19 protein-coding genes and 1 pseudogene are annotated in these 21229 nt (G+C 70.3%); 7 read left to right on the forward strand and 13 right to left on the reverse strand.

Translation table 11 applies throughout. From position 1 onward, the window contains the following. Positions 1-47: 47 nt before the first annotated feature. Positions 48-212 (reverse strand): annotated as a pseudogene (locus OG734_RS38745) (response regulator transcription factor); the annotation flags it as partial. A 125-nt stretch (positions 213-337) separates the two neighbouring features. Here OG734_RS38745 and OG734_RS38750 point away from each other — a divergent pair. From OG734_RS38750 to OG734_RS38760, 3 genes are all read left to right on the forward strand, one after another. Next, on the forward strand, positions 338-1318 hold the full coding sequence (locus OG734_RS38750) for a DNA polymerase Y family protein (RefSeq protein ID WP_330292080.1): 981 nt from the start codon (positions 338-340) through the stop codon (positions 1316-1318). A gap of 94 nt (positions 1319-1412) precedes the next feature. Next, positions 1413-1799 carry a DinB/UmuC family translesion DNA polymerase gene (locus OG734_RS38755; RefSeq protein ID WP_330292081.1) on the forward strand — a complete coding sequence of 129 codons (387 nt, stop codon included), beginning with the start codon at positions 1413-1415 and terminating at the stop codon, positions 1797-1799. A 113-nt stretch (positions 1800-1912) separates the two neighbouring features. Next, positions 1913-2800, forward strand: coding sequence for an esterase/lipase family protein (locus tag OG734_RS38760; protein ID WP_330292082.1), 888 nt, complete (start codon positions 1913-1915; stop codon positions 2798-2800). A gap of 145 nt (positions 2801-2945) precedes the next feature. On the opposite strand, the gene OG734_RS38765 is transcribed toward OG734_RS38760, so the two are convergent. Next, complete coding sequence (locus OG734_RS38765; RefSeq protein ID WP_330292083.1) at positions 2946-3080, reverse strand: hypothetical protein; 135 nt, start codon at positions 3078-3080, stop codon at positions 2946-2948. A 137-nt stretch (positions 3081-3217) separates the two neighbouring features. Here OG734_RS38765 and OG734_RS38770 point away from each other — a divergent pair, with 137 nt between their 5' ends. Next, positions 3218-3805 carry a class I SAM-dependent methyltransferase gene (locus tag OG734_RS38770; protein WP_330292084.1) on the forward strand — a complete coding sequence of 196 codons (588 nt, stop codon included), beginning with the start codon at positions 3218-3220 and terminating at the stop codon, positions 3803-3805. A gap of 29 nt (positions 3806-3834) precedes the next feature. Here the strand turns inward: OG734_RS38770 and OG734_RS38775 are convergent, their stop codons facing one another. Together OG734_RS38775 and OG734_RS38780 are read right to left on the reverse strand one after the other, a co-directional pair. Next, complete coding sequence (locus tag OG734_RS38775; protein WP_330292085.1) at positions 3835-4365, reverse strand: DUF402 domain-containing protein; 531 nt, start codon at positions 4363-4365, stop codon at positions 3835-3837. Beyond that, entirely contained in the window at positions 4346-5275 is a 930-nt protein-coding gene (locus OG734_RS38780) for a GNAT family N-acetyltransferase (RefSeq protein WP_330292086.1), read from the reverse strand. Before OG734_RS38780 ends, OG734_RS38775 begins: the two co-directional genes overlap by 20 nt. Positions 5276-5346: 71 nt before the next feature. Between OG734_RS38780 and OG734_RS38785 the strand changes: the two genes are divergently transcribed. Then, complete coding sequence (locus OG734_RS38785; protein ID WP_330292087.1) at positions 5347-5715, forward strand: GntR family transcriptional regulator; 369 nt, start codon at positions 5347-5349, stop codon at positions 5713-5715. Positions 5716-5819: 104 nt separating this feature from the next. On the opposite strand, the gene OG734_RS38790 is transcribed toward OG734_RS38785, so the two are convergent. Continuing rightward, positions 5820-6914, reverse strand: a complete 1095-nt coding sequence (locus tag OG734_RS38790; protein WP_330292088.1) for a DUF5925 domain-containing protein — start codon at positions 6912-6914, stop codon at positions 5820-5822. A gap of 175 nt (positions 6915-7089) precedes the next feature. Between OG734_RS38790 and OG734_RS38795 the strand changes: the two genes are divergently transcribed. Further along, a complete protein-coding gene (locus OG734_RS38795) occupies positions 7090-8517 on the forward strand; it encodes a GH39 family glycosyl hydrolase (protein WP_330292089.1) in 1428 nt (475 codons plus the stop codon). 35 nt (positions 8518-8552) lie between these two features. Here OG734_RS38795 and OG734_RS38800 read toward each other — a convergent pair whose 3' ends face one another. The 7 genes from OG734_RS38800 to OG734_RS38830 all read right to left on the reverse strand — a co-directional run bounded on the left by OG734_RS38800 (position 8553) and on the right by OG734_RS38830 (position 18409). Then, entirely contained in the window at positions 8553-12356 is a 3804-nt protein-coding gene (locus OG734_RS38800; protein WP_330292090.1) for a lipopolysaccharide biosynthesis protein, read from the reverse strand. Next, positions 12349-13158, reverse strand: coding sequence for a polysaccharide deacetylase family protein (locus OG734_RS38805; protein WP_330292091.1), 810 nt, complete (start codon positions 13156-13158; stop codon positions 12349-12351). The genes OG734_RS38800 and OG734_RS38805 overlap by 8 nt, the downstream gene beginning before the upstream one ends. Then, positions 13155-14153 carry a glycosyltransferase family 2 protein gene (locus tag OG734_RS38810; protein ID WP_330292092.1) on the reverse strand — a complete coding sequence of 333 codons (999 nt, stop codon included), beginning with the start codon at positions 14151-14153 and terminating at the stop codon, positions 13155-13157. Before OG734_RS38810 ends, OG734_RS38805 begins: the two co-directional genes overlap by 4 nt. Next, a complete protein-coding gene (locus OG734_RS38815) occupies positions 14150-14989 on the reverse strand; it encodes a glycosyltransferase family 2 protein (RefSeq protein ID WP_330292093.1) in 840 nt (279 codons plus the stop codon). Before OG734_RS38815 ends, OG734_RS38810 begins: the two co-directional genes overlap by 4 nt. Positions 14990-15387: 398 nt before the next feature. Beyond that, entirely contained in the window at positions 15388-16491 is a 1104-nt protein-coding gene (locus OG734_RS38820; protein WP_330292094.1) for a GNAT family N-acetyltransferase, read from the reverse strand. A gap of 37 nt (positions 16492-16528) precedes the next feature. Continuing rightward, positions 16529-16978, reverse strand: a complete 450-nt coding sequence (locus tag OG734_RS38825; RefSeq protein WP_330292095.1) for a hypothetical protein — start codon at positions 16976-16978, stop codon at positions 16529-16531. Positions 16979-17197: 219 nt separating this feature from the next. Beyond that, complete coding sequence (locus OG734_RS38830) at positions 17198-18409, reverse strand: S8 family peptidase (protein ID WP_330292096.1); 1212 nt, start codon at positions 18407-18409, stop codon at positions 17198-17200. 309 nt (positions 18410-18718) lie between these two features. On the opposite strand from OG734_RS38830, the gene OG734_RS38835 reads away from it, so the two are divergent. Continuing rightward, positions 18719-19525 carry an SGNH/GDSL hydrolase family protein gene (locus tag OG734_RS38835; protein WP_330292097.1) on the forward strand — a complete coding sequence of 269 codons (807 nt, stop codon included), beginning with the start codon at positions 18719-18721 and terminating at the stop codon, positions 19523-19525. Positions 19526-19544: 19 nt separating this feature from the next. Here OG734_RS38835 and OG734_RS38840 read toward each other — a convergent pair whose 3' ends face one another. Continuing rightward, the gene (locus OG734_RS38840) at positions 19545-21185 is read right to left on the reverse strand and encodes a serine/threonine-protein kinase (RefSeq protein ID WP_330292098.1); all 1641 of its coding nucleotides are present in this window, start codon (positions 21183-21185) and stop codon (positions 19545-19547) included. Positions 21186-21229 lie beyond the last annotated feature (44 nt).

The following is a 21229-nucleotide window of genomic DNA, read 5'->3' on the forward strand; positions in this document are numbered from 1 at the left end:
TCTCTCACGAGACACTGAAGAGCCGCCGAAGGGCCCCCGGTTCCGGCCTACGACCGGCGGTCGGTGTCGCCGTCGGGGGCGGCGTGGGCCAGGCCCGTCCGGTAGGCGATGACGACGAGTTGCGCCCGGTCACGGGCCTCCAGCTTCGTCATGGCGCGCTGCACATGGGCGCGGACGGTGAAGGGGCTGAGGAACATCCGCTCGGCGTGTTCGAATTAAGTTCGATATATTGGTTGCAGGGCGGGTGGACCGCCCCGGCGGATGGAGGCGGGTGGCGCGCCACGAGGCGCCCGCGTGCGATCCCCCCGTATCGGCTGGTGAACTCCGGGGGTGAGGGATGGTCACACGTCAGCGGCACATCGCCCACCTTCACCTGCACGCCGCACCGACCGAGCCTCGGTACGACGACGTAATCGAACTGATGTCCGGTGTCACTCCTCATGTCCAGGCCGTCCCGCCCGACGCGGTCCAGCTCGACCTGACTTCGGCGCTCCGCTACTTCGACCTGTCTCCCTATGACGTCGTTCAGCTGGCGAAGATGAGGCTGAAGGGGCTCTACGGCATCGACAGCAGCGCCGGGCTCGCGGGCAACCGCATGCTCGCGGCGATGGCGGCCGACGCGTCCGCGCCGGGAGACACCACCTGGGTCCCCGCCGGGGAGGCCGCCGACTGGCTGGGTCCGCGGCCGGTCACCGCGCTGCCCGGGATCGGCCGCACCACGGCGGAGATGCTCCGCAGGTACGGCCTGCACACCATCGGGCAGGTCGTCGACCTGCCGGCGGGGACTCTGCAGCGGCTTCTCGGCGCAGGCCCCGCCCGGCTGCTGGCCGAGCGTGCGCGTGGCCACGATCCCCGGCCTGTCACCCCTTCGGAACCGGCGGCGCAACTGGTCGCCGATCAGGTGCTGCCACAGGACTGCCTGGACCCGGCGCAGCATCACCGGGCGGTTCTGGGGCTTGCCGACCGGATCGGCGGGCGCCTGCGCGGCGAACGGCAGACCGCCGGCCGGCTCACCCTCACGGTGCGATACGCCGACCGCAGCTCCACCACCCGTACCCGCGCGCTGCCGGAACCCACCAACCACTCACCCGCCCTCGCCTCGGCTGCCCTGGGTCTGCTGGACGCCCTCGGGTTGCAGCGAGCACGGGTCCGCGCCTTTGTGATCCGCGCCGACGCCCTGCTGCCGGCCGACAGTTCCTACCGTCAGCTCTCCCTTGACTCCGGCGACGCCCGTGCCCGCGCCGCCGAAGCCGCCGCGGACCGTGCGCGACGGCGCTTCGGGCCGGAGGCCGTACGACCGGCGGCTCTGGCCGACTGACTGCACCGGGGTACTGACGGGGGTACTGACGCGGCTCATCCTCAGGGGAGAGGGTTTCCGCGTCGGGGGGCGACGGGCCACGGCCACGGCCTCGATGCCCTCGGCGGGTCGCCGCGGCACCGCCCTTCGTCCTGTGTCGCCTCGTCGGTACGGAGGTCGGTCGCGACCTGCACGAGAAGGCGTCCGGCATCGACCGGGGGCGGATGGCGCCGAACACTCGTGCCGCCCACTTACCATCGCCGTGCGCTACGCCGACCACCCCGCGGAGACCCGCAGTCGCACGCTCAGGGAGCCGACCGCGGACTCCCCGGCGCTCACCCGTGCCGCCCGTGCCATGCGCGAGACGCTCACCTCGCGGCTCGCCCGAGTGAGCGGACTCGCCCTGCACGCAAAGGGGTTGACGTCGACCGAGCCCGGGTCCCAGCGTGTCGGCCCACTATCACAGTCTCCGGCTGCGCCGGAAGTTTTTACTGACGCGTAACTTCCCACATCGCGCTACTCACTCGTAACTTGACGAGTGAACAGCATCCTCGTGATCCGGATCACAGGGCGTAGAGCCGTCGTAACTCCCTTGAGCCGCAAGGAGATCACTCGATGCTGCCCTGGAAACGCGCACTCAGACCTCTCGCCGCACTGCTGCTGGCCGCCGCGGCCACCGTCGTGCCCGTCGCCACCAGCGCGCAGGCCGCGACACAGACCGACACGCAGGCCGAATCCGCCTCCAGCAGCGGCTGGAACGACTACTCCTGCAAGCCGTCCGCCGCCCACCCACGCCCCGTCGTCCTCGTCCACGGCACCTTCGCCAACGGTGTCGACAACTGGCTCACCCTCGCGCCGTATCTGAAGAATCGCGGCTACTGCGTCTTCTCGCTCGACTACGGCCAACTGCCCGGCGTACCCCTCTTCTACGGCCTCGGGCCGATCGCCAAGTCGGCCGAGCAGCTCGCCACCTTCGTCGACAAGGTGCTCGCCGCGACCGGCGCCGCCGAGACCGACCTCGTCGGCCACTCGCAGGGCGGCATGATGTCCCGCTACTACCTCAAGTTCCTCGGCGGCGGCGCCGAGGTGCACACTTTGGTCGGTGTAGCGCCCAGCAACCACGGCACCACCCTGAACGGCCTCACCAATCTGCTGAAGTACTTCCCCGGGGCCGAGGACCTGCTCTCCACGGCCACCCCCGCCCTCGCCGACCAGGTGGCCGGGTCCGCCTTCCTCACCAAGCTCAACGCGGGCGGTGACACAGTCCCGGGCGTCCGCTACACGGTCCTCGCGACCCAGTACGACGAGGTGGTCACGCCGTACCGCAGCCAGTTCCTGAGCGGATCCAACGTGCACAACGTCCTGATCCAGGACCTCTGCCCGCTGGACCTCTCGGAGCACGCCGCCCTCGGGCTGCTCGACCGGATCGCGTTCCACGAGGTGACGAACGCCCTCGACCCGGCGCACGCCACCGCCACCACCTGTCTGTCGGCGATCGGCTGACCCCGGTCAACGAACTCCGCCGGGGCCTGGCACGGCCTGAGCCGCCAGTCAGGCCTCGGAGGCGCTGTTCGTTCCACGGGCACGCGCGTGCGTGCGTCCACTACCGCCGGACGCCTGTCCGGCGGGCCTCGACGGCTGACGCACTTCAGCCGTCGGGCCACCACGTGCGTGCGATGTCCTTGCGGACCTCCGGACGCTCGGTGATGCGTTCGTCGGCCTCGTCCCGCACGCGGCGGGCGTCCGACTTCTTCAGGGGCTTCTGCACGGTTACGCGGCGCATGGCTGCCTCCTTCGGTCCACCGGGTTCCGCGTTTTCACGGAGATAGACCATTTCCGGGAGGGTGACTCATCGGCGCCGGTCTGTCAGTGGCGGCCGTCACGATTCGATTGTCAGTGGTGGGTGTCACTCTTGCCCGTATGACGAACACCGACTGGGACGCGGAAGCGGCCACCTTCGACACCGAGCCCGACCATGGCCTGCGCGATCCGGTCGTGCGCGAGGCCTGGGCGGCGCGGCTGCGGTCCTGGCTGCCCGACCGCCCGGCCGACGTCCTCGACCTGGGCTGCGGCACCGGCAGCCTGTCGCTCCTCGCGTCCGAGCAGGGGCACCGTGTCACCGGCGTGGACCTGTCCCGGGCCATGGTCGAGCAGGCCAGGGGCAAGCTGGCCGGCCGTGACGCGGTGTTCCTCGTCGGCGACGCGGCGGCGCCGCCGGTGGGGGAGGAGCGCTTCGACGTCGTGCTCGTACGGCACGTTCTGTGGACGCTGCCCGATCCCGCGCGCGTACTGCGCCACTGGCAGGGGCTGCTCAGGGCCGGCGGGCGGCTGGTGCTGGTCGAGGGAGTGTGGGGGACGGTCAGCCCGGTCGGCATACCCGCCGACACCCTCGCCGCCCTGCTCGCGGCCCTGGCCGCCGACGTACGCGTGGAGCGGCTGTCCGGCGACGCACGGCTGTGGGGGCGCGAGGTCGAGGACGAGCGGTACGCGGTACTGGCCCGCCTGTAGGCACGCCGTCCGTAGGCGCGTCCGCCCGTTCAGGCGAGCAGCTTCTCGAAGCCGTCCTCGCGCGCCAGCGACTCCAGCTCGTCGAGGGCCGCCACGGCGGCGGACGCGGCCTGCGGGTCCGACTCCGCCAGGCCGCTCTCCTCGAACTCGTCCTCGTCCAGCCGCCGTACGTCCGTACCGTCGGCGGAGCGCCACAGGTCCAGGTCGAGATCCTCGACGACCAGCTCGGTGCCGGCGAGTGTGGCCGGGCGGGCAATGTCGCAGTACCAGCCCTTCAGCGTGCCCGTCGCGGCGCGGACCTCCTTCACCGAGTACCAGCGGTCCCGCCAGTAGTACTCCGTGAACACGTCACCGGGCTCGAAGCGGACGAAGCCGAAGTCGCGGACTCCGTCGCCTGCCCAGGCGGCGCGTACGGCGAGGCGCGTGCCGTCGTCGTGGAGCAGCTCGGCGGGGTAACTGATCTTCGTGCGGCCGCCCTTGACCAGGACGACGTTCACCGTGGATGTGGATGTGGATGTGGATGTGGATGGGGCTGTGGCCTCAGGTGAGTTCGCGGACATACCGCACCTCCGTTGCGCAGTTCTCGTAGCCGAACCAGTTGTTGATCGCGAGCATCGGGCCGTTCCCGGCGTCGTTGCCCGTCAGGGCCTCCGTGTACCCGGCGGCGCGGGCTCGGTGCAGGGAGTCGTTCTTGGCGAGCTTCGCGAGGCCACGGCCACGGAAGTCGCGGGCGGTGCCGGTCATCATGGTGCCGTAGCGGGTGCCACCGTCGGTGCGGGCCAGACTGAAGGCGGCGGGGCGGCCGTCGAGGACCGCGACCGAGGTCAGCTCGGGGCTGGTCAGGGGGTGCTGCCAGGTTTCGCGGAGCCAGGCCTCATAGTCCGTGAACTCGTAGGAGACATCGCTCGGTTCGTCCGACATCGTCTCCGAGTCCAGGGCGAACAGGGGGCGCGGGTCGGCGGAGAAGTCGGAACCCTTGCGGAGTTCGACGCCGGGCGGGGGATCCTGGAGCGGGGGCAGCTTGCCGTTCGCCAGGTCCAGGCGGAGGAAGTGCGCGTTGCGGCTGGAACGGTAGCCGTGGCGTTCGGCGAAGGCACGGTTCTCGGGGGCGTCCAACACCCAGGCGAAGGATCTCGTCGCCCCTGCGGCGGTGAGGTGCCGCTCGGCGGTGCGGACGAGGAGCGTGCCGGCGCCGCGCCGCATGTGCTCCGGGTGCACATACACGTTGACGTATCCCTGGCCCGGCTCCTGGCTGTCGTGGACGACTCCGGTCTGGGCGGTGCCGAGGATCTCGCCGTCCTCCTCGGCGACCAGTGCCTGGTAGTGGGCGTCGGGGTGGGCGTGCGCGATGTCGTACGCGACGCTCTCCGGTGTGAACAGGAGGAAGGGGAGGGCGATACGCCGGACGCGGGCGAAGGCCTCGACGCCGGCCCGGTCTTCGGTGCGGAGGGCACGCACGGTCACAGTCATGAACTCGGACGTTACGCGGGGAGATACGGCGGGTGCCTCTCATTTTCCGGCCGGTACGGGACAATCGCAGCGTGACTCTGAAGATCCGCATCGACGACAGCGCGCCGCCCTACGAGCAGGTGCGCGCCCAGATCTCCGAGCAGGCCCGGGCCGGGACGCTGCCGGTGGGGTACCGGCTGCCCACCGTGCGGGGCCTTGCCGAGTCACTCGGTCTGGCCGCGAACACCGTCGCGAAGGCGTATCGGGCGCTGGAGTCGGACGGGGTGATCGAGACGCGGGGGCGTAACGGAACGGTGGTCGCTCCCGCGGGCTCGGCGGCGGAGCGAGGCGCGGCGCTGGCTGCGCAGGAGTACGTGGAGCGGGTTCGGCGGCTCGGGTTGGGGTCGGATGTGGCGCTGGCCGCGGTGAAGGATGCCCTGCGGGCGGCTTACGAGGGGTGAGGTGTGAGGGGGTAGTTCTTCGGCTGCGGGGCGGTGGGGCTTGTCGCGCAGTTCCCCGCGCCCCTGTAGGCCCCCGGCGACCACAAGTACAGGGGCCCCGCCTCCTACAGGTACAGGCCCGCGTCCGCGCCCTCTCTCGGGTCCGGGACCGTCGTGGGAGTTGTGCCCCTGCGTAGGGCGTAGAGCTCGGCCAGGGTTGCGCCCTCGCGGGCGATTCCCTCCTCTGTGCCCAGCCACGTTGTTGCCTCTCGGCGGGTCAGGGGGCCCACCTCGATGCGGGCCAGGCAGCGGCCGGGGCGGACGACGGCCGGGTGGAGGCGTTCCAGGTCCTCGTTGGTTGTCACGCCCACCAGGACGTTGCGGCCCTGGCCGAGGAGGCCGTCCGTCAGGTTCAGCAGCCGCGACAGCGCCTGGCCCGCCGTGTGCTTCGCCTCGCCCCTGATCAACTCGTCGCAGTCCTCCAGCAGGAGCAGGCGCCAGCGGCCCTTGCCCGTGCCGTCCTCCTCGCCGATCGCGATGTCCATCAGATAGCCGACGTCGGAGAACAGGCGCTCGGGGTCCAGTACGCAGTCCACCTGGCACCAGTCCCGCCAGGAACGGGCCAGCGTGCGCAGCGCGGACGTCTTGCCGGTACCCGGCGGGCCGTGGAGCAGCAGCAGGCGGCCCGCGATCTCCTCCGGGGTCGTCTTCATCAGACCGTCCATCGCGTCCGCCACCGGTGCCGTGTAGTTGGCGCGGACCTCGTCCCACGTACCCGCCGAGATCTGGCGGGTCGTGCGGTGCGGGCCCCGGCGCGGGGACACGTACCAGAATCCCATCGTCACGTTCTCCGGCTGGGGCTCGGGCTCGTCCGCTGCGCCGTCCGTCGCCTGGTCGAGGACCTTCGCGGCCAGCTCGGGGGTGGTCGCCGTCACCGTGACGTCGGCGCCGCGGTTCCAGCGGGACACCAGGAGGGTCCAGCCGTCGCCCTCCGCGAGGGTGGCGCTGCGGTCGTCGTCGCGGGCGGCGCGCAGGACGCGGGCGCCCGGCGGGAGAAGGGTCGCCCCGGACCGTACGCGGTCGATGTTCGCCGCGTGGGAGTACGGCTGCTCGCCCGTCGCGAAGCGGCCGAGGAACAGCGCGTCGACGACATCGGACGGGGAGTCGCTGTCGTCGACGTTGAGCCGGATCGGCAACGCGTCGTGTGGGTTCGCAGACATGCCGCCATGATCCGGCACCCGGGCGCGGTGCGCACCCGGTTTCCGCAGTGCGCGCCGAGTGCCGGCGAGTGCGGTCTCTTCGGCCCGCGCGTCCGATACGTCCCTGTTCTGTTACCGGGCTGTGTACTGCGGAGGCCTGCCCTCCGCCCGTACCCCGCCGTTACTGTTGCCCTTGATGGGACGTCATGGGTGGAATTCGGGGGCTCGGCGGTGGCAGCTCACCGCCCTGCTCGGTGTGGGGGCCGCCGCGCTGGCCCTGGTCCTGACCCTTCTCAACACGCTGCCGTCGAACGGCGGCAGCACCGCGGGCACCTCCCGCGACGGCGACAAGGTGCACGGCACTCCGTCCGCCTCCTCGCCCGCGTCGTCGGAGCCGGACGTCGGATGGGGCTTCACCCACACCCAGTTCAGCGCCGACGAGGGCGACGGGGCGGCCGTCGACCGGGTCGAGGGGCTGCTCTCGAAGGACGCCGGGTTGCCGCAGAACCAGCACATCATGGGCTGGGGCGCCGGCAACCCCGAGCCGGTCAAGGGGCGTTACGACTTCACGGAGATGGACCGCCGCGTCGACTTCATGCGCGCCTCCGGCGCCACCCCGGTGGTCACCCTGTGCTGTGCCCCCGACTGGATGAAGGGCGGCAAGTCCGGCTCCGGCAACACCGATTGGAGCCAGTCCGCCCTGGAGACCGCCCCGGAGCGCGCGCACTACAAGGACTTCGCCGCGCTCGCCGCGACCGTCGCCAAGCGCTATCCCGACGTACGCCACTTCATCGTGTGGAACGAGTTCAAGGGCTTCTGGAACAACACCGAGGCGCGCTGGGACTACGAGGGCTACACCGAGCTGTACAACCTGGTCCACAAGGCGCTGAAGAAGGTCGACAGGGACATCATGGTGGGCGGGCCGTATCTCGTCATGGACAGCCTCGACCCACGGCAGAAGCCGGACGCCTCCACGACCTTCAAGGGCCCCTGGGGCGCCATGGACCAGCGGATCCTCGACGCCTTCGACTACTGGAACGCCCACAAAGTGGGCGCGGACTTCGTCGTCGTGGACGGCTCCAGCTACACCCAGGACGACGACCTGCTGCCCGACGAGTTCGCCGCGACCGACAAGTTCACCGCCGTCGGCAAGTGGGTGCGCGCGCGGACGCGCGGACTGCCCCTGTGGTGGGCCGAGTACTACGTCGAGCCCGCCGACGCCAACGACGACCGCGCGGGCTGGTCCGAGACCCGGCGTGAGGCGGTCCAGGCCGCCGGCCTGATCGCGATGGTCAAGGGCGGCGCCTCCTCCGGCTTCTACTGGAACCCCGAGGAGGAGCAGGGCACCGACTGCGCAGGCTGCCTGTGGACCCCCACCTCAAGTGGCAGCGGGGGAACGGCACTTCCCATGTACGACCTCGTCTCCCGCTTCGGCGCCGCCTTCCCGCCGGGCACGGAGTACGAGACTGTCCCGGTGGCCCCGGACGACAAGCCCAACGTACGCGTACTCGCCGACGACAAGGCCGTCCTCGTCGTCAACGTCCTGGACCGGCCGATCAACGCTCAGGTCGACGGCAAGCGGTTCAAGATGGGGGCGTACGAGGTGAAGTGGCTCAGCCGTTAGTCCACTGAGCCACCTCGACTCGCCCGTCTGCACGGCTACTTCATCGTCAGGAACCGCTGCACCAGCGAGGCCAGCAGTACCGCCAGTAGCGGCAGCGAGAACCAGAAGCTGCTCTGCAGCCAGCGGAGTTGCCGAACCCCCGGCCGTACCGCGACCCGTACGGCCTCCCGGGCCGTGAGCAGCAGGATCAGGGCGACGGCCGCCAGGCCGCCCACCACCGACCATGGTGTCCACGTCACCTGGGGACCGATCGGACCGGGATCGGGCTTCGCGAGCTTCCCCTCCGGTTGCTGGCGCAGCGAGTACATCGTGACGTCGGAGTTGACGAACACCTTCTTCAACTCGTTCCGGCCGTCCAGGTTCTGGAGCAGCCGGTGCTCCCAGGACTTCGAGTAGCCCACGTCCAGCTGGAGGTAGACGACCTGGCTCCGGTTGACCATCAGGTACGAGTGGGGGCCGGCGTCCTTGAGCGCCTTCACCAGCCCGGACACCAGCACCGGGTCGGCCGGTGCGAGCGTCGGCACGTACTGCACCTTCTCCATGTCCTTGGCGCCCCAGGGCAGCGCCGGCGTGACGTTGTCGACGAGGTCGTTGCTCAGCCACAGCAGCTGTACGGTCGGATCGTCGTGGGCGTACACGTAGTTCATCGCGGTGACCTCGCCGGGGCGCGTCCGTTCGAAGGGCTCGTTGCCCCAACGGGCTACCAGGAAGCCGCCCATGAGGATCAGGCCCGCCATCAGGGCCGCCAGCGGGGCGAGGCTGATCCGGTCCCGCTCCTGTTCCTTCGCGGTGATCCCGGTGCGCGGGAAGAGCGCGAGGGCGGCGAGCAGGGCGGCGCCGGGCAGGGCGAACATGAAGACGCGCAGGGCCATTTCGCCGCCGTACGACTGCATGCCGAAGCCCAGGAACGGGACGAAGGTGAGGACGAGCAGGGAGCGTTCGCGGTACTTGTGGTCGCGGCGGCGCCACCAGCCGTAGCAGGCGAGGGTCATGACCCCGCCGGCCAGCAGGACGCGGGTGTAGAGGACGAGCTTGTGCGTCGAACTGCCGCCCTCGATACGGCCGGAGACGCTCGACGACACATTGCCGCCCACTCCGCCCATCCCGCCGAAGAGTTCGTCGAAGTGCCCCGACCAGTACGGCTCGGCCATGAAACCGACCCACACCGCGACGATGACGCCGAACAGGATGGGCAGGCCCCGCAGTTCGGACTTGCCGACCATGACCAGGACCGCCAGCACGCCCAGCATCACGAACGGCGTCAGCTGGTGGGCCGGGACCGTCGCCGCGAACAGGGCGATCAACACGGCCAGCAGTACGGCCTGTTGGCGGCGGTTGGTGGGCTCGACCTCCGCCTCGCCCGGCCGCATCTTCGCCCACAGCACCCGCGGTGCCCGGAACCACACCAGCAGGATCGCCACGAACACCAGATAGAGGAGGTAGGTGAAGCCCTGCGGGGAGAAGTAGTCCTGGCCCACCCAGCCGCTCAGGACGAAGATCCACACGCCGGTCCACTTGGCGCGCCAGCTCGCCCGCAGTGCGCGCGTCAGCAGGAACAGCGGTGCCAGATAGAGGAGTTGCATGGTCAGCGGCCACCAGCGGATGACCTCGGTGAGGTCGCTGACCCCGCATGCCTTCGCCACGAACGCGGCCCCGGCGAAGAAGCCCGGCCAGCTCCAGCGCGCGTCCAGGTCCGGTACGGCGGTTCCGGTCCGGTCGATGTAGTCGATGAACCCGAGGTGCTGCCAGGCCGTCGCGAACCGCGGTTCGGCCTCGATCACCGCGGGCAGCGCGTGCAGCGACACGACGGTCGCGAGCAGGGTGAGCGCCAGCAGCGTCCGGTGTTCCCGGTTCCCCCACAGCAACGACGCGAACACCACGACCAGCAGCCCGGCCCCGATCAGCGTCGGCAGCGGAAGTACGGAGACCAGTCCGAGCCCGCCCATCCGCTCCAGGTCGCCCTCGCCGAGGCGGGACGCGGGCACCCAGTAGAGCAGGAGCGCCGCGATCAGCAGACAGCCGAGGACCGTTCCACCGCGGGTGGGCAACAGACGGGCCCGCAGGGAGAGCACAGGCGCCGACGGCGGGTCGGGCGGGGTGTGCGGGGTCCGCAACTCCCGTACGAGGGACGCCCGTGCGGCCCGTACGAGTTCGGCGTCCGCGCCCGCCGGGACGGGGAGTTCCCGGGACGCGCCCGTCACCGGCTCCCTTTCCTCCACAGGCAGTCCCACGGCCTCCGGTCCCGCCTGTTCCAGAGCCCAGGCCGGCCGGTGGTCCGCCCGCGGCACCGGTGTCCCCGTGGGCGGAGTCCCCGGCCCGGGGCGGACGTCCGGGCGGCGTTCCTGGTGGTCGAAGTCGAGGTGCACGCCCAGCGCGAGCGTGTCCGAGTCCAGCGAACGCGCCCAACCCTGCCCGCGCCCCCGGGAGCCCGCTCCCAGGTCGGCGAGGTCGCCGTCCGGTGCCGAGTGCTCGGGGACGGCGTCGGCCGGCGCTGCCCTGACCGTCCGGTACAGCTTGGGCGCGGCGATCGCGACGATCACCGCGAGAGACGAGATCTCCGCGACGCCCGCTCCGGTCAGACCCATCCGGGGGAGCAGCAGCAGCGTCAGACCGAGCACCAGGACGCACAACAGGCCCTGCATCCAGGCGAGTCCGCCCGTACGGCTCTGGGCGCGCAGCATCGCGAAGTACGTCTCCATGACGACCCGCAGCACCGCGCCGACCGCGAACCAGCGCAGCAACGGGGTCGCCGCGTCCGCGTAGCCCGAGCCGAACACGCCCAGGATCCAGGGCGCGCCGAAGAACAGCGCACCGGCGACCGGCAGCATGATCCGCGCCATCCGTTTGAGGGCGGCCCGGGTGTTGGCGGCAAGCCGGGCCGGATCGTGCGAGCCCTCGACGGTCAGGGAGGCGCCCATGTTGATGGCGAGCAGGTTGACCGTGCCGCCGATGGTGGTGGTGATGTAGAAGTACGCGTTGTCGGCGGAGCTGACCTGCGAGGCGACGATCACCGGCACCAGGTAGACCACCGCGAGCGAGAACAGCGACCCCGTGTAGTCACCGGCCAGGAACCGGCCGACCTCCTTCAACGTCGGCGGTTTCGTGTGCTCCTCGGTCGCCTTGACATGCCGGGGCACCAGCCGCCGGAACACCAGCCACCCCAGCGGCAGTACCGACATGGCGATCGCGGCGACCCACGACACGAAGACCCCACTGGTCGGGATCGCCGCCGCGAAGGCCACCAGCAGCCCCAGCTTGACCGCCGAGAACACCGTGTTGCCGACCGGCACCCACAGCGCGCTGCGCAGCCCGGTCAGCACCCCGTCCTGGAGCGTGAGCAGGTTCCACAGGACGACGGCACCGACGAACCCGAGCGCGGGCACCGGCCCGTGCAGGAACCGGTACGACGGCCCCCAGTTGTCCAGCGTGAGCAGGAACACCCCGCCGGCCAGCGCGACGATCACCGAACTGCCCGCGTACGTACGGAAGATGAACCGTCCGGTGGCGCGGCCGGCGACCGGGATGAAGCGGGCCAGGGCGCCCGTCAGGGTCACCGCCGTGAGACCGGCGAGGAGCTTCATGGCGGCGATCGCGGCGGAGCTCTGGCCGACCGCCGACTCGGAGTAGTAGCGGGCGGCGCCCAGCCAGAAGCTCAGCCCGAGTACCGCGGAGATGCCGGTGTTGAGCATCAGCGCGTAGGCGTTGCGGAACAGCTGACTGCCGCCCCCCTGGCCCTTGCCCAGGCCGGGCAGCCGCAGCCGCCGCCCCGGACGCTGCTCGGGTGTCTCGGCCTCGGGCGTGTCGGCCTGGGTCTCTGATGTGGTCGTCGTGTCAGACACGGGAGCTGATGGCCTTCCGGCGGACCTGACGTGCTCTGCGGACCAGGGCGTACCCCTTGGTGAGGGCACGGTCCCGGGCGAAGTTCCGGGCGATCGCGCGGCCTTCGATCAGCTGCTCGAACTCCTGGATGCTCGTGCTGTGGCGCACAGTGACGCGCTGCAGGGCGTACGGCCCCTGTGTCCGGCGCGCCAGACCGTTGCCGACGGCGAGCGCCTGCGCGAACCCCGCCTCGCGGACAGCGGTGCGCACCCGGCGGCTGGAGTAGCCGTAGGGATAGGCGAACGACACGGGCACGGCACCCAGTTCGTCCGCGACGATCTCCTTGCAGCGGGTCAGCTCGAACCGCAGCGCGTCGTCGTCGAGCTGGTCCAGCTCCGGATGCGTGTGACTGTGGCCGCCGATCTCGACGCCCGCGTCCGCGAGTTCGCGCACCTGGTCCCAGTCGAGCATGGTGTCGAGGGCGCCGCCGGAACGGTGTGCGCCCCGGAGCCAGCCCGTGGAGACGAACAGCGAGGAGGAGAAGCCGAGTTCGGCCAGTACCGGCAAGGCGTGCCGGTGCACGCCCTCGTAGCCGTCGTCGAAGGTGACCAGAACCGGCTGCGGGGGCAGCCCCCGCGCCATCGAGAACGGGCGGCGCCAGGAGTCGGCCAGTTGGGCCGTGGTGACCGGATGGAAGTCCCAGTTCGCGAGCAGCGACATCTGCTCGGCGAACGCCTCGGGCGTCACCGAGAGGGCGCGTGTCCGGGGATTCGGCGTCCGGGTGACCGAGTGGTACATCAGGACGGGCACGGATGCGTTCATGCCGTACCCCCTTCGACGCTCCGCTCGATCTCCACCACCGTGAACGTGGCCCCGCCCCGGCGCGCCCGCAGGCTCCCGAGTACGTACCCGCCCGCAGCCGTCAGCACCCCCGCGACGATCGCGCCCGCCCGGCCCGCACCGCCCGGCCGGGCCAGCAGTGCGTCGCGCAGACCGCGCGCGACCCCGGCGGGCAGCACCCGGGTGGTGTACCGGCGTTCGGACTCAAGTCCCTTGTCCGCGCCGACACTTCGGGCGACCAGCGCCTTCGAGAGGCCCTCGGCGTAGGTGCGGGTGCGGAAGTACGCGAAGTGTTCGCGGACCTCGGGCACCCGGTGGTGGATCACGGCACGGTCGTCGATCAGCAGCACCGCGTCGGGTCTGGCCCGCGTGAGCCGGATGCACAGCTCCGTCTCCTCGCAGCCCAGCGGCCGCTTGTCGCCGTCCCGTCCGATACCGGTGGCGAAACCGCCGGCCGCGTCGAAGGCCGTACGTCGGAAGGAGGCGTTCCCGCCGAGCACGTTGCGGACCTTGACGCGTCCTTCGGGCAGCCCCTTGTAGGTGCAGCCCACCACCCAGTCGAACTCCTCGGGGAACCAGGCCGGCCGGCGGCCCGACGCCCAGATCGGCATCGTACGGCCGCCGACGGCCATCACCCGGGGGTCCGCGTATCCCTCGGCGAAGTGGTGCAGCCAGTCGCGTTCGGCCACGGCGTCGTCGTCGAGGAAGGCGATGATTTCTCCGTGCGAGGCGGCGATTCCGGTGTTGCGGCCGGCCGACAGGCCGCGCGGGCCGGCGTTGGCGAGCACCCGTACATCGGCGGTCTCCTTGTACTCCTTGGCCAGCCGCTCCAGGAGAGCCTGGTTGTGGTCGACGACCAGGAGTGTCTCCAGGGCAGGCCGTGACTGCGCCCGCACCGAGGCGACCGCCGCGAGGATGTCCTCCCAGCGGTCCTCGGTGTAGACGCAGACGACCACCGATACGGCCGACTCGTTCAAGACGCCTCTCCCCGGCTCGCGCTGAGCACGCGGGAGTGCGAACGGCTGCGCAGGGCACGCCGGTTGGAGCGCTCCCGAAGGATCACCCGCAGGACGCGCAGTCCGTCGCGCACGGCCCGCAGATTGCTCGTGCCGTGGATACGGAGGTATTCGTGGCTCGGGATCTCCTGCACCTTGAGTCCCGCCTTGACCACCCGGATGTTGATCAGGGTCTCGATCTCGAAGCCTGTGCAGTCGAGGTCGATCTTGTCGAGGCAGTGCCGCCAGAAGGCGTTGTAGCCGTAGCAGAGATCGGTGTAGCGGGCGCCGAACTTCTTGTTGACGACCGTGCACAGCGCCCAGTTGCCGAGCTTGCGGATGGGCGTCATGTCGTCGGTGCCGCCGCCGTTGGCGAAGCGCGAGCCCTTGGCGAAGTCGGCACCCGAGACGAGCGCGGACACGTACGACACGATCTCGTTGCCGTCCGCCGACCCGTCCGCGTCGACCATCACGATGATGTCGCCGGTGCAGGCCTCGAACCCGGTGATCAGGGCATCCCCCTTGCCCTTGCCCTGCTGCTCGACCACCTTGACGCCGGGCCACAGCTCGCGGGCGACCTCGACGGTGTCGTCGGTGGAGTTGCCGTCGACCAGGACCACTTCGTGGATCCAGTCGGGCAGTGTCTTGAAGACGTACGGAAGGTTCTCCGCCTCGTTCATGGCGGGGATCACCACACTCACCGGTGGCGTGATCGCCAGGTGGGAGGAGATCGGCCGGTACGCGCCGGCCGTGATCGGTTGCTGGTTCGCGGTTGCGGGCTCCTCGCCCGAAATCGCCGGTCGCAGAACGGAACTCATGAGTCTGGTCCCTCTCGTCCGGTGGACCGCCCGCCCCTGGGCGGCCCGGTATTTTGTCCGGTTCGAAAGGGGGGTTCTCACTTACGGCATGCCGAATGGACTCTCCGAATCAGTCAGCAGCTGTCTGTGTGCATGCCGGGTGAGCTGGCAAAGCTGGCCGAACACCGTGACTTGGTGGTCGGTCGCGCGGCACGACTCGGCGAGATGTGCGGTCACCGAGCACGGCACCCCCCTACCGCGCTCCCGCGTCGACGGTCGTCGTGGACCCTGAGCCCTCCCCTGAGTCACAGGACGACGTACCGATGCGGGTGAGATTGTATGACGGTATTGACTATTACGCCTGTATGGCAAGACCTGCAACGAGGTCTCACGTTTTTGTTGGTTTGACCGTTACATAACTACTTTGATCGATTTCTGGAACGGAGCCGGCCCATCCGTTTCAGTGCCCTGTCCGCCGGCTCGAAGAGCTCCGGCCGCGACAGCACCACGTTGCGCAGCGCCCGGACCGGGGCGCGCCGCGCCCGGTGTCCGACCGCCACCGGGTGACGACGTGTCACCCACCCCTCGGACACCATGAGTTCACGTGTCTTCAGGGAGTCCTTGTACTCCTTCTGCCCCCGGCCCAGATCCAGGTACGCGATACCGTCGGCGGCGGCCGCCTCGGCCATCCGCAGATGCAGGATCAGCCCTGGCGAGTACTTCGAGTACGCCGGGTCGTACGCCGGGAACCAGCAGGCCAGCACGCGTTCCGTGCGCAGTCCGAAGTGGGCGGCGATCGGCTTCCCGTCGGCGTAGAGCACCGACAGGATGCCCGCGAACGGGTCGGAACGGGTGTGGAAGAGCTGCTGCACGAGCCGGGTGATCCAGGGGTGCGCGAACCGGTCGCTGCGGCCGGTCCTGCGGTACTGGGCGGACTTCCAGGCCATCAGCGTGGCCAGTGCCTCGGGATCACGCTCGTCGTGTACGTAGCGGACCTCGCCGGCGTCCCGGCCGAGTTTGCGCTCCTTGGCGAGCGTCGTGCGCGTGAACTTGGGTGAACGCGCCCGGAGTCCGGCCAGATAGGTCTCGTACCCCTGGTCCACGTCCATCACCGGGGACGGGAAGGTGCCGGAGGCGTCGGCCTCGAACGGCGTCTGGCCCTCCGCCAGGTGGTCGAACTCCCACACCGCGAGCCCGCAGGCCCGCAGCAACTCCTGTGCGTCCCAAGTGAATCCGGGGCGGTGTACCAGTCCCTGGCAGTCGGATACACCGAGGCCGATCGCCCGGCCGACGCCGGCGGCGGATCTCTGGAACGGGAAGAACGCCGTCGGCTCCCCGCCCTCACGGAGCACGGCGATGCGTACACCGCGTCTGCAGCGGCCGATCGCGAGCGCGAACTCCGGGGACAGGAAGGGGTTCGCCAGCTCGGGCGAGCCGTGCAGATGGGCCTTGGCCTGCAAGGCCGTCCAGGCAGCCCGGTCCGCGGCGGTCAGCTCGCCGGGGCGGAACACGGTCAGGGTCACATCGGATGTCAGATTACGAGCCACGTCACCAGCCACGTCAGGAGGTCCGTCTTCTCGCCGTACGGCGGCGCTGTCGCCGCACCAGCACCGGCATCAGCACCAGCAGGAGGATGAGCGAGCTGATCAGTGTCACGGCCACCACTCCACCGCGGACCGACCACCGGTGCGTCGCCAGCATGCCCTGGGCGACCAGGAGATCGAGTGCGACCGCCGCCGCCACCGACGTCACGATCCGGCCGAACGGCTCCAGCCCGCGCAGTGCGGCTCCCACGGCGACCGCCGGTGCGGCCAGGAGGAAGAACAGCGTGAACGGACCGCGCAGCGGCGAGGCGCTGTCGGTCAGCGCGAGCACCGCGCCGATGGTCGCGACGGCCACGGCCACGCCCGTGAGCAGCGGGAACAGGTCCTTCCCCGGCCCCTGTTCCGACGGCTCACCGTTGCCTGGTCCGCTCCCGGATGAAGGTGGCTTGATATGTATGGTCTGCATTGGCGACTTTGCCCCCCGACGCGCCGGATGCCGGGCTTCAATGTCGCGCAGCGGGACGGGTGAGTCAAGATGCGGAACTTCCATGACACATTGCCCGAATGCCTGCACGACGTTTCCCCGGAGGGAACGAAGGGACGGACGAACGAGTTCCCCGGAGGCGCCGGCTGCCTCCGGGGAACTGTCGTTCAAATCAAGCGAGTTATCGATGTGGGACGGGTGTTACGGGACGAGCCGCAGCAGACGGTTCGGGGAGCCGCTGCCCGGGCTGGTGACCACGCCGGCGGTGGCGCCGCTCGTGAGTGCCGTGGCGACCTGGGCCGGGGTGGCCGAGGTGTGGCCCGCGAGGTAGACGGCAGCCGCACCCGCGACGTGCGGGGTGGCCATCGACGTACCGGAGATCGTGTTCGTCGCGGTGTCGCTGGTGTTCCAGCCCGCCGTGATCGAGGAACCCGGGGCGAAGATGTCCAGGACCGAGCCGTAGTTGGAGTAGCTGGCCCGGGCGTCCGTGCTGGTGGTGGCGCCGACTGTGATGGCCGCCGCGACCCGCGCGGGGGAGTAGGAGGAGGCGTTGGCGCTGCTGTTGCCGGCCGCGATCGCGTAGGTCACGCCGCTGGCTATGGAGTTGGAGACCGCGGTGTCCAGCGAGGTCGAGGCGCCGCCGCCGAGGGACATGTTGGCGACCGAGGGGCCGCTGTGGTTCGCGGTCACCCAGTCGATGCCCGCGATGACACCGGCCGTGGTACCCGACCCGGCGTTGTCGAGCACTCGGACCGCCACGATCTTCGCCGCCTTGGCGACACCGTAGGTCGAGCCCGCGATGGTGGTGGCGACGTGCGTGCCGTGGCCGTTGCCGTCCTGTGCGGTGGTGTCGCCGTCCACGGCGTCGTAGCCGTTGGTGGCCCGGCCGCTGATCTGGGAGTGCGTGATGCGTACACCGGTGTCGATGACGTACGCCGTCACCCCGGCGCCGGCCGTGTCCGGGTAGGTGTAGGTGCCGGACAGCGGCAGGGCCGCCTGGTCGATGCGGTCGAGGCCCCAGGGGGCGCTGGACTGCGTGGCGTCGAGGTGCACCGTCTGGTTCTGCTCGACGGAAGCCACCGAGGGGTCGGCCGCGAGTCTGCGGGCCTCGGTGGCGGAGAGGGTTGCCGTGTAACCGTTCAGCGCGGTGCTGAACGTCTTCTTCACCGTGCCGCCGTACTCGCCGATCAGGTTCTTGCCGGCGCTCGACGCGGCTTTGAGGCCCGCCGTCTTCTTGAGCGTGACGATGTAGCTGTCCTTGACGGCTGTGGGGGAGCCGGCGGCCAGCACCTTGCCCTCGGCGGGTGCCGGGGCGGCCTGGGCGGGAAGCGCGGTGAATCCGCCGACGAGCGCGGCGGCCGCCACGACGGTGGTCGCGACGGTCCTGATCTTCTTGCTGCGCAGTTGTGCCATGACGAGGGAGTCCTCCTCTGAGGCAGCACACGCCTGGGTGGGGGCGCGTCTGTGGGGGGTGCCCGCTGGTGCGGACACGACCCGGAGCGACGCGTTCCGCCCGGGCTGAGGTAAAGACTCAGTCATGAACGGGAGTTGCTCAAGAGGCTGGGCGACTTGTCACACGCATGTCATGCACACGCAATCGGCTGCAATGTGAGCGCGGGTGATCCGGTCCGGTACGGGCCGAAAGTCTTGGCATGGACACTTCCATTCAACACGCGTAGTTGGTACGAACGTTGTGGCAGAGATCCTGCTAAAGGAGGTTCCATGAGACGTTTCCGAATTACGGCATACGTGACCTCGCTCCTCCTCGCCGCCGGCCTCGCCCTCACCGGGGCCACGTCGGCGCAGGCGTCCCAACTCGCCGCCGCCACCGGCTATGTGGCCCTCGGCGACTCCTACTCCTCGGGGGTCGGCACCGGCAGCTACATCGCCTCCAGCGGCGACTGCAAGCGCAGCACGAAGGCGTACCCGTACCTCTGGGCCGCCGCCCACTCACCCTCCAGCTTCGACTTCACCGCTTGCTCGGGCGCCCGAACGGGTGATGTTCTGGCGAGTCAGCTGACCCCGCTCAGCTCCTCCACGGGACTCGTCTCGATCAGCGTCGGCGGCAACGACGCGGGCTTCGCCGACGTCATGACGACCTGCGTGCTCCAGTCCGACAGTTCCTGCCTCGCCCGCATCAACACCGCGAAGGCGTACGTCGACTCGACCCTCCCCGGTCAGCTCGACAGCGTGTACGACGCCATCAGCTCCCGGGCGCCCGCCGCCCATGTGGTCGTCCTGGGCTACCCCCGCTTCTACAAGCTCGGCCAGGCCTGCCTCGGCCTCTCCGAGGCCAAGCGCTCCGCGATCAATGAGGCGTCGGACTATCTGAACGGCGCGCTCGCCAAGAGGGCCGCTGACCACGGCTTCACCTTCGGTGACGTCAAGTCGGTCTTCACCGGTCACGAGATCTGCTCGGGCAGCTCGTGGCTGCACAGCCTCAACCTGTTCAACATCGGCGAGTCGTACCACCCGACGGCCGCCGGTCAGTCGGGCGGCTATCTGCCGGCGCTCACCAGCGCCGCCTGACCGGTCGGCCGACGTCCGCTCAGGGCGTCCCGGTGGGAGAGGAGACCCCGTCCGTCGGGGTCTCCTCTTTCTCGCAAGACACGGAGAACGGCACCGAGTTGGACTTCACGCTCAGCGGGTCGCGGACCTCCACCCCGATCGCGTTCTTGATCGTCCCGCTCTCGTCGTACGTCGTCACGTAGACCTTGTTCTGCTTGGTCTTGTCGCCGCCCGCCGGGAACGACAGGGTTCGCCAGCCCTGCTCCGGCGCCTCGCCCGTCTCCGTGACCCAGCGGTAGGAGATCTTCGTCGGCACGTTGCCCACCGTGAAGGTGGCCGTGAACCCGGGCGCCTCCGAGTTGGGGGGCGGACAGGGCCCCGAGTAGTCGGTGCCCGAGCCGGCGACGTGGACCTCCACGGTCTGTGCCGGCTGCGAGGTCTTGACGCTGTCACCGCTGCTCGGAGTCTCGCTCGTCTTCTCGTCGGCGGACTCGCTGGGGCTGTTCTTCGGCGAACTCGCGCCGCCCGTACCGTTGTTGGTCTGCGGGGTGCTGCTGCTGCCGACGTCGGCGCCGTTGTCGTCCCCGCCGCGGTCGCGGTTCAGCAGCGCGTACGTCAGCCCGGCCACCGCCAGCGCGACGGCCGCAAGGCCCGCGACCAGGACGACGGCCGCCCGGCGGTTGCGGTCCGGTTCGGCCGGTCGGGTCGCATAGGTGTCCGGGGGAGGCGGCACGGGCCGGGTCGCCGCCGTGGGAACGGGCATCGGCTGCGCGGGCGTCGTCGGGTGCTGCGGGAAGGGTGCCGCGATCGGCGGCGGGTACGGGCCCGTCCGGACGGTGTCCGCGCGCAGGGTGCCCCCCGCGCCGATGATCCGCAGATCGTGCTCGGCCTGCTCGGCGGCGAGACGGTCGGCCGGATCCTTGCGCAGCAGCCCCTCGATGACGGGCGTCAGCGGCCCGGCCCGGAGAGGCGGCGGCAACTCCTCGTCGACGATGGCGCGCAGGGTGCTGAGCGGGGTGTTCTGCCGGAAGGGGGAGTTGCCCTCGACCGCCGCGTACAGCAGCACGCCCAGCGACCACAGGTCGGACTCGGGGCCGGGGGTGCGCCCCAACGCCCGCTCGGGCGCGAGGAACTCGGGGGAGCCGATGACCTCGCCGGTCATGGTGAGTGCCGAGCTGCCCTCGACGGTCGCGATGCCGAAGTCGGTGAGTACGACTCGGCCGTCGTTCGACAGGAGCACGTTGGCCGGTTTTACGTCCCGATGCAGCACCCCGGCCTCGTGCGCCGCCCGGAGCGCGGAGAGCACCTCCGCGCCGATGTGAGCGGCCCGCTGCGGCGAGAGCGGCCCCTCGGCGTCCAGCTGATCGGCGAGCGAGAGCCCGCGGACCACCTCCATGACGATCCAGGGCCGGCCCCCGTCGGTCGCCACGTCGTACACCGTCACGACGTTCCGGTTCGAGACGCGGGCCGCGGCCCAGGCCTCGCGCTCCAGCCTTGCGTACAGCCGCTCGATCTCGGAGGCCGGCAGTCCGGCGGGCGCGCGCACCTCCTTGACGGCGACCTCGCGGTGCAGCACCTCGTCGCGGGCCAGCCACACCGTGCCCATACCGCCCTCACCGAGCGGTGAGAGCAGCCGGTAGCGTCCCGCGATCACACGTTCACTGCCTGGTTCTTCGGACACGGGCGTCCCCCCATCGCAGCCGCGCGTTCACTGGCTTCCGTCTT

The sequence above is a fragment of the Streptomyces sp. NBC_00576 genome (assembly GCF_036345175.1).
Lineage (GTDB): Bacteria > Actinomycetota > Actinomycetes > Streptomycetales > Streptomycetaceae > Streptomyces.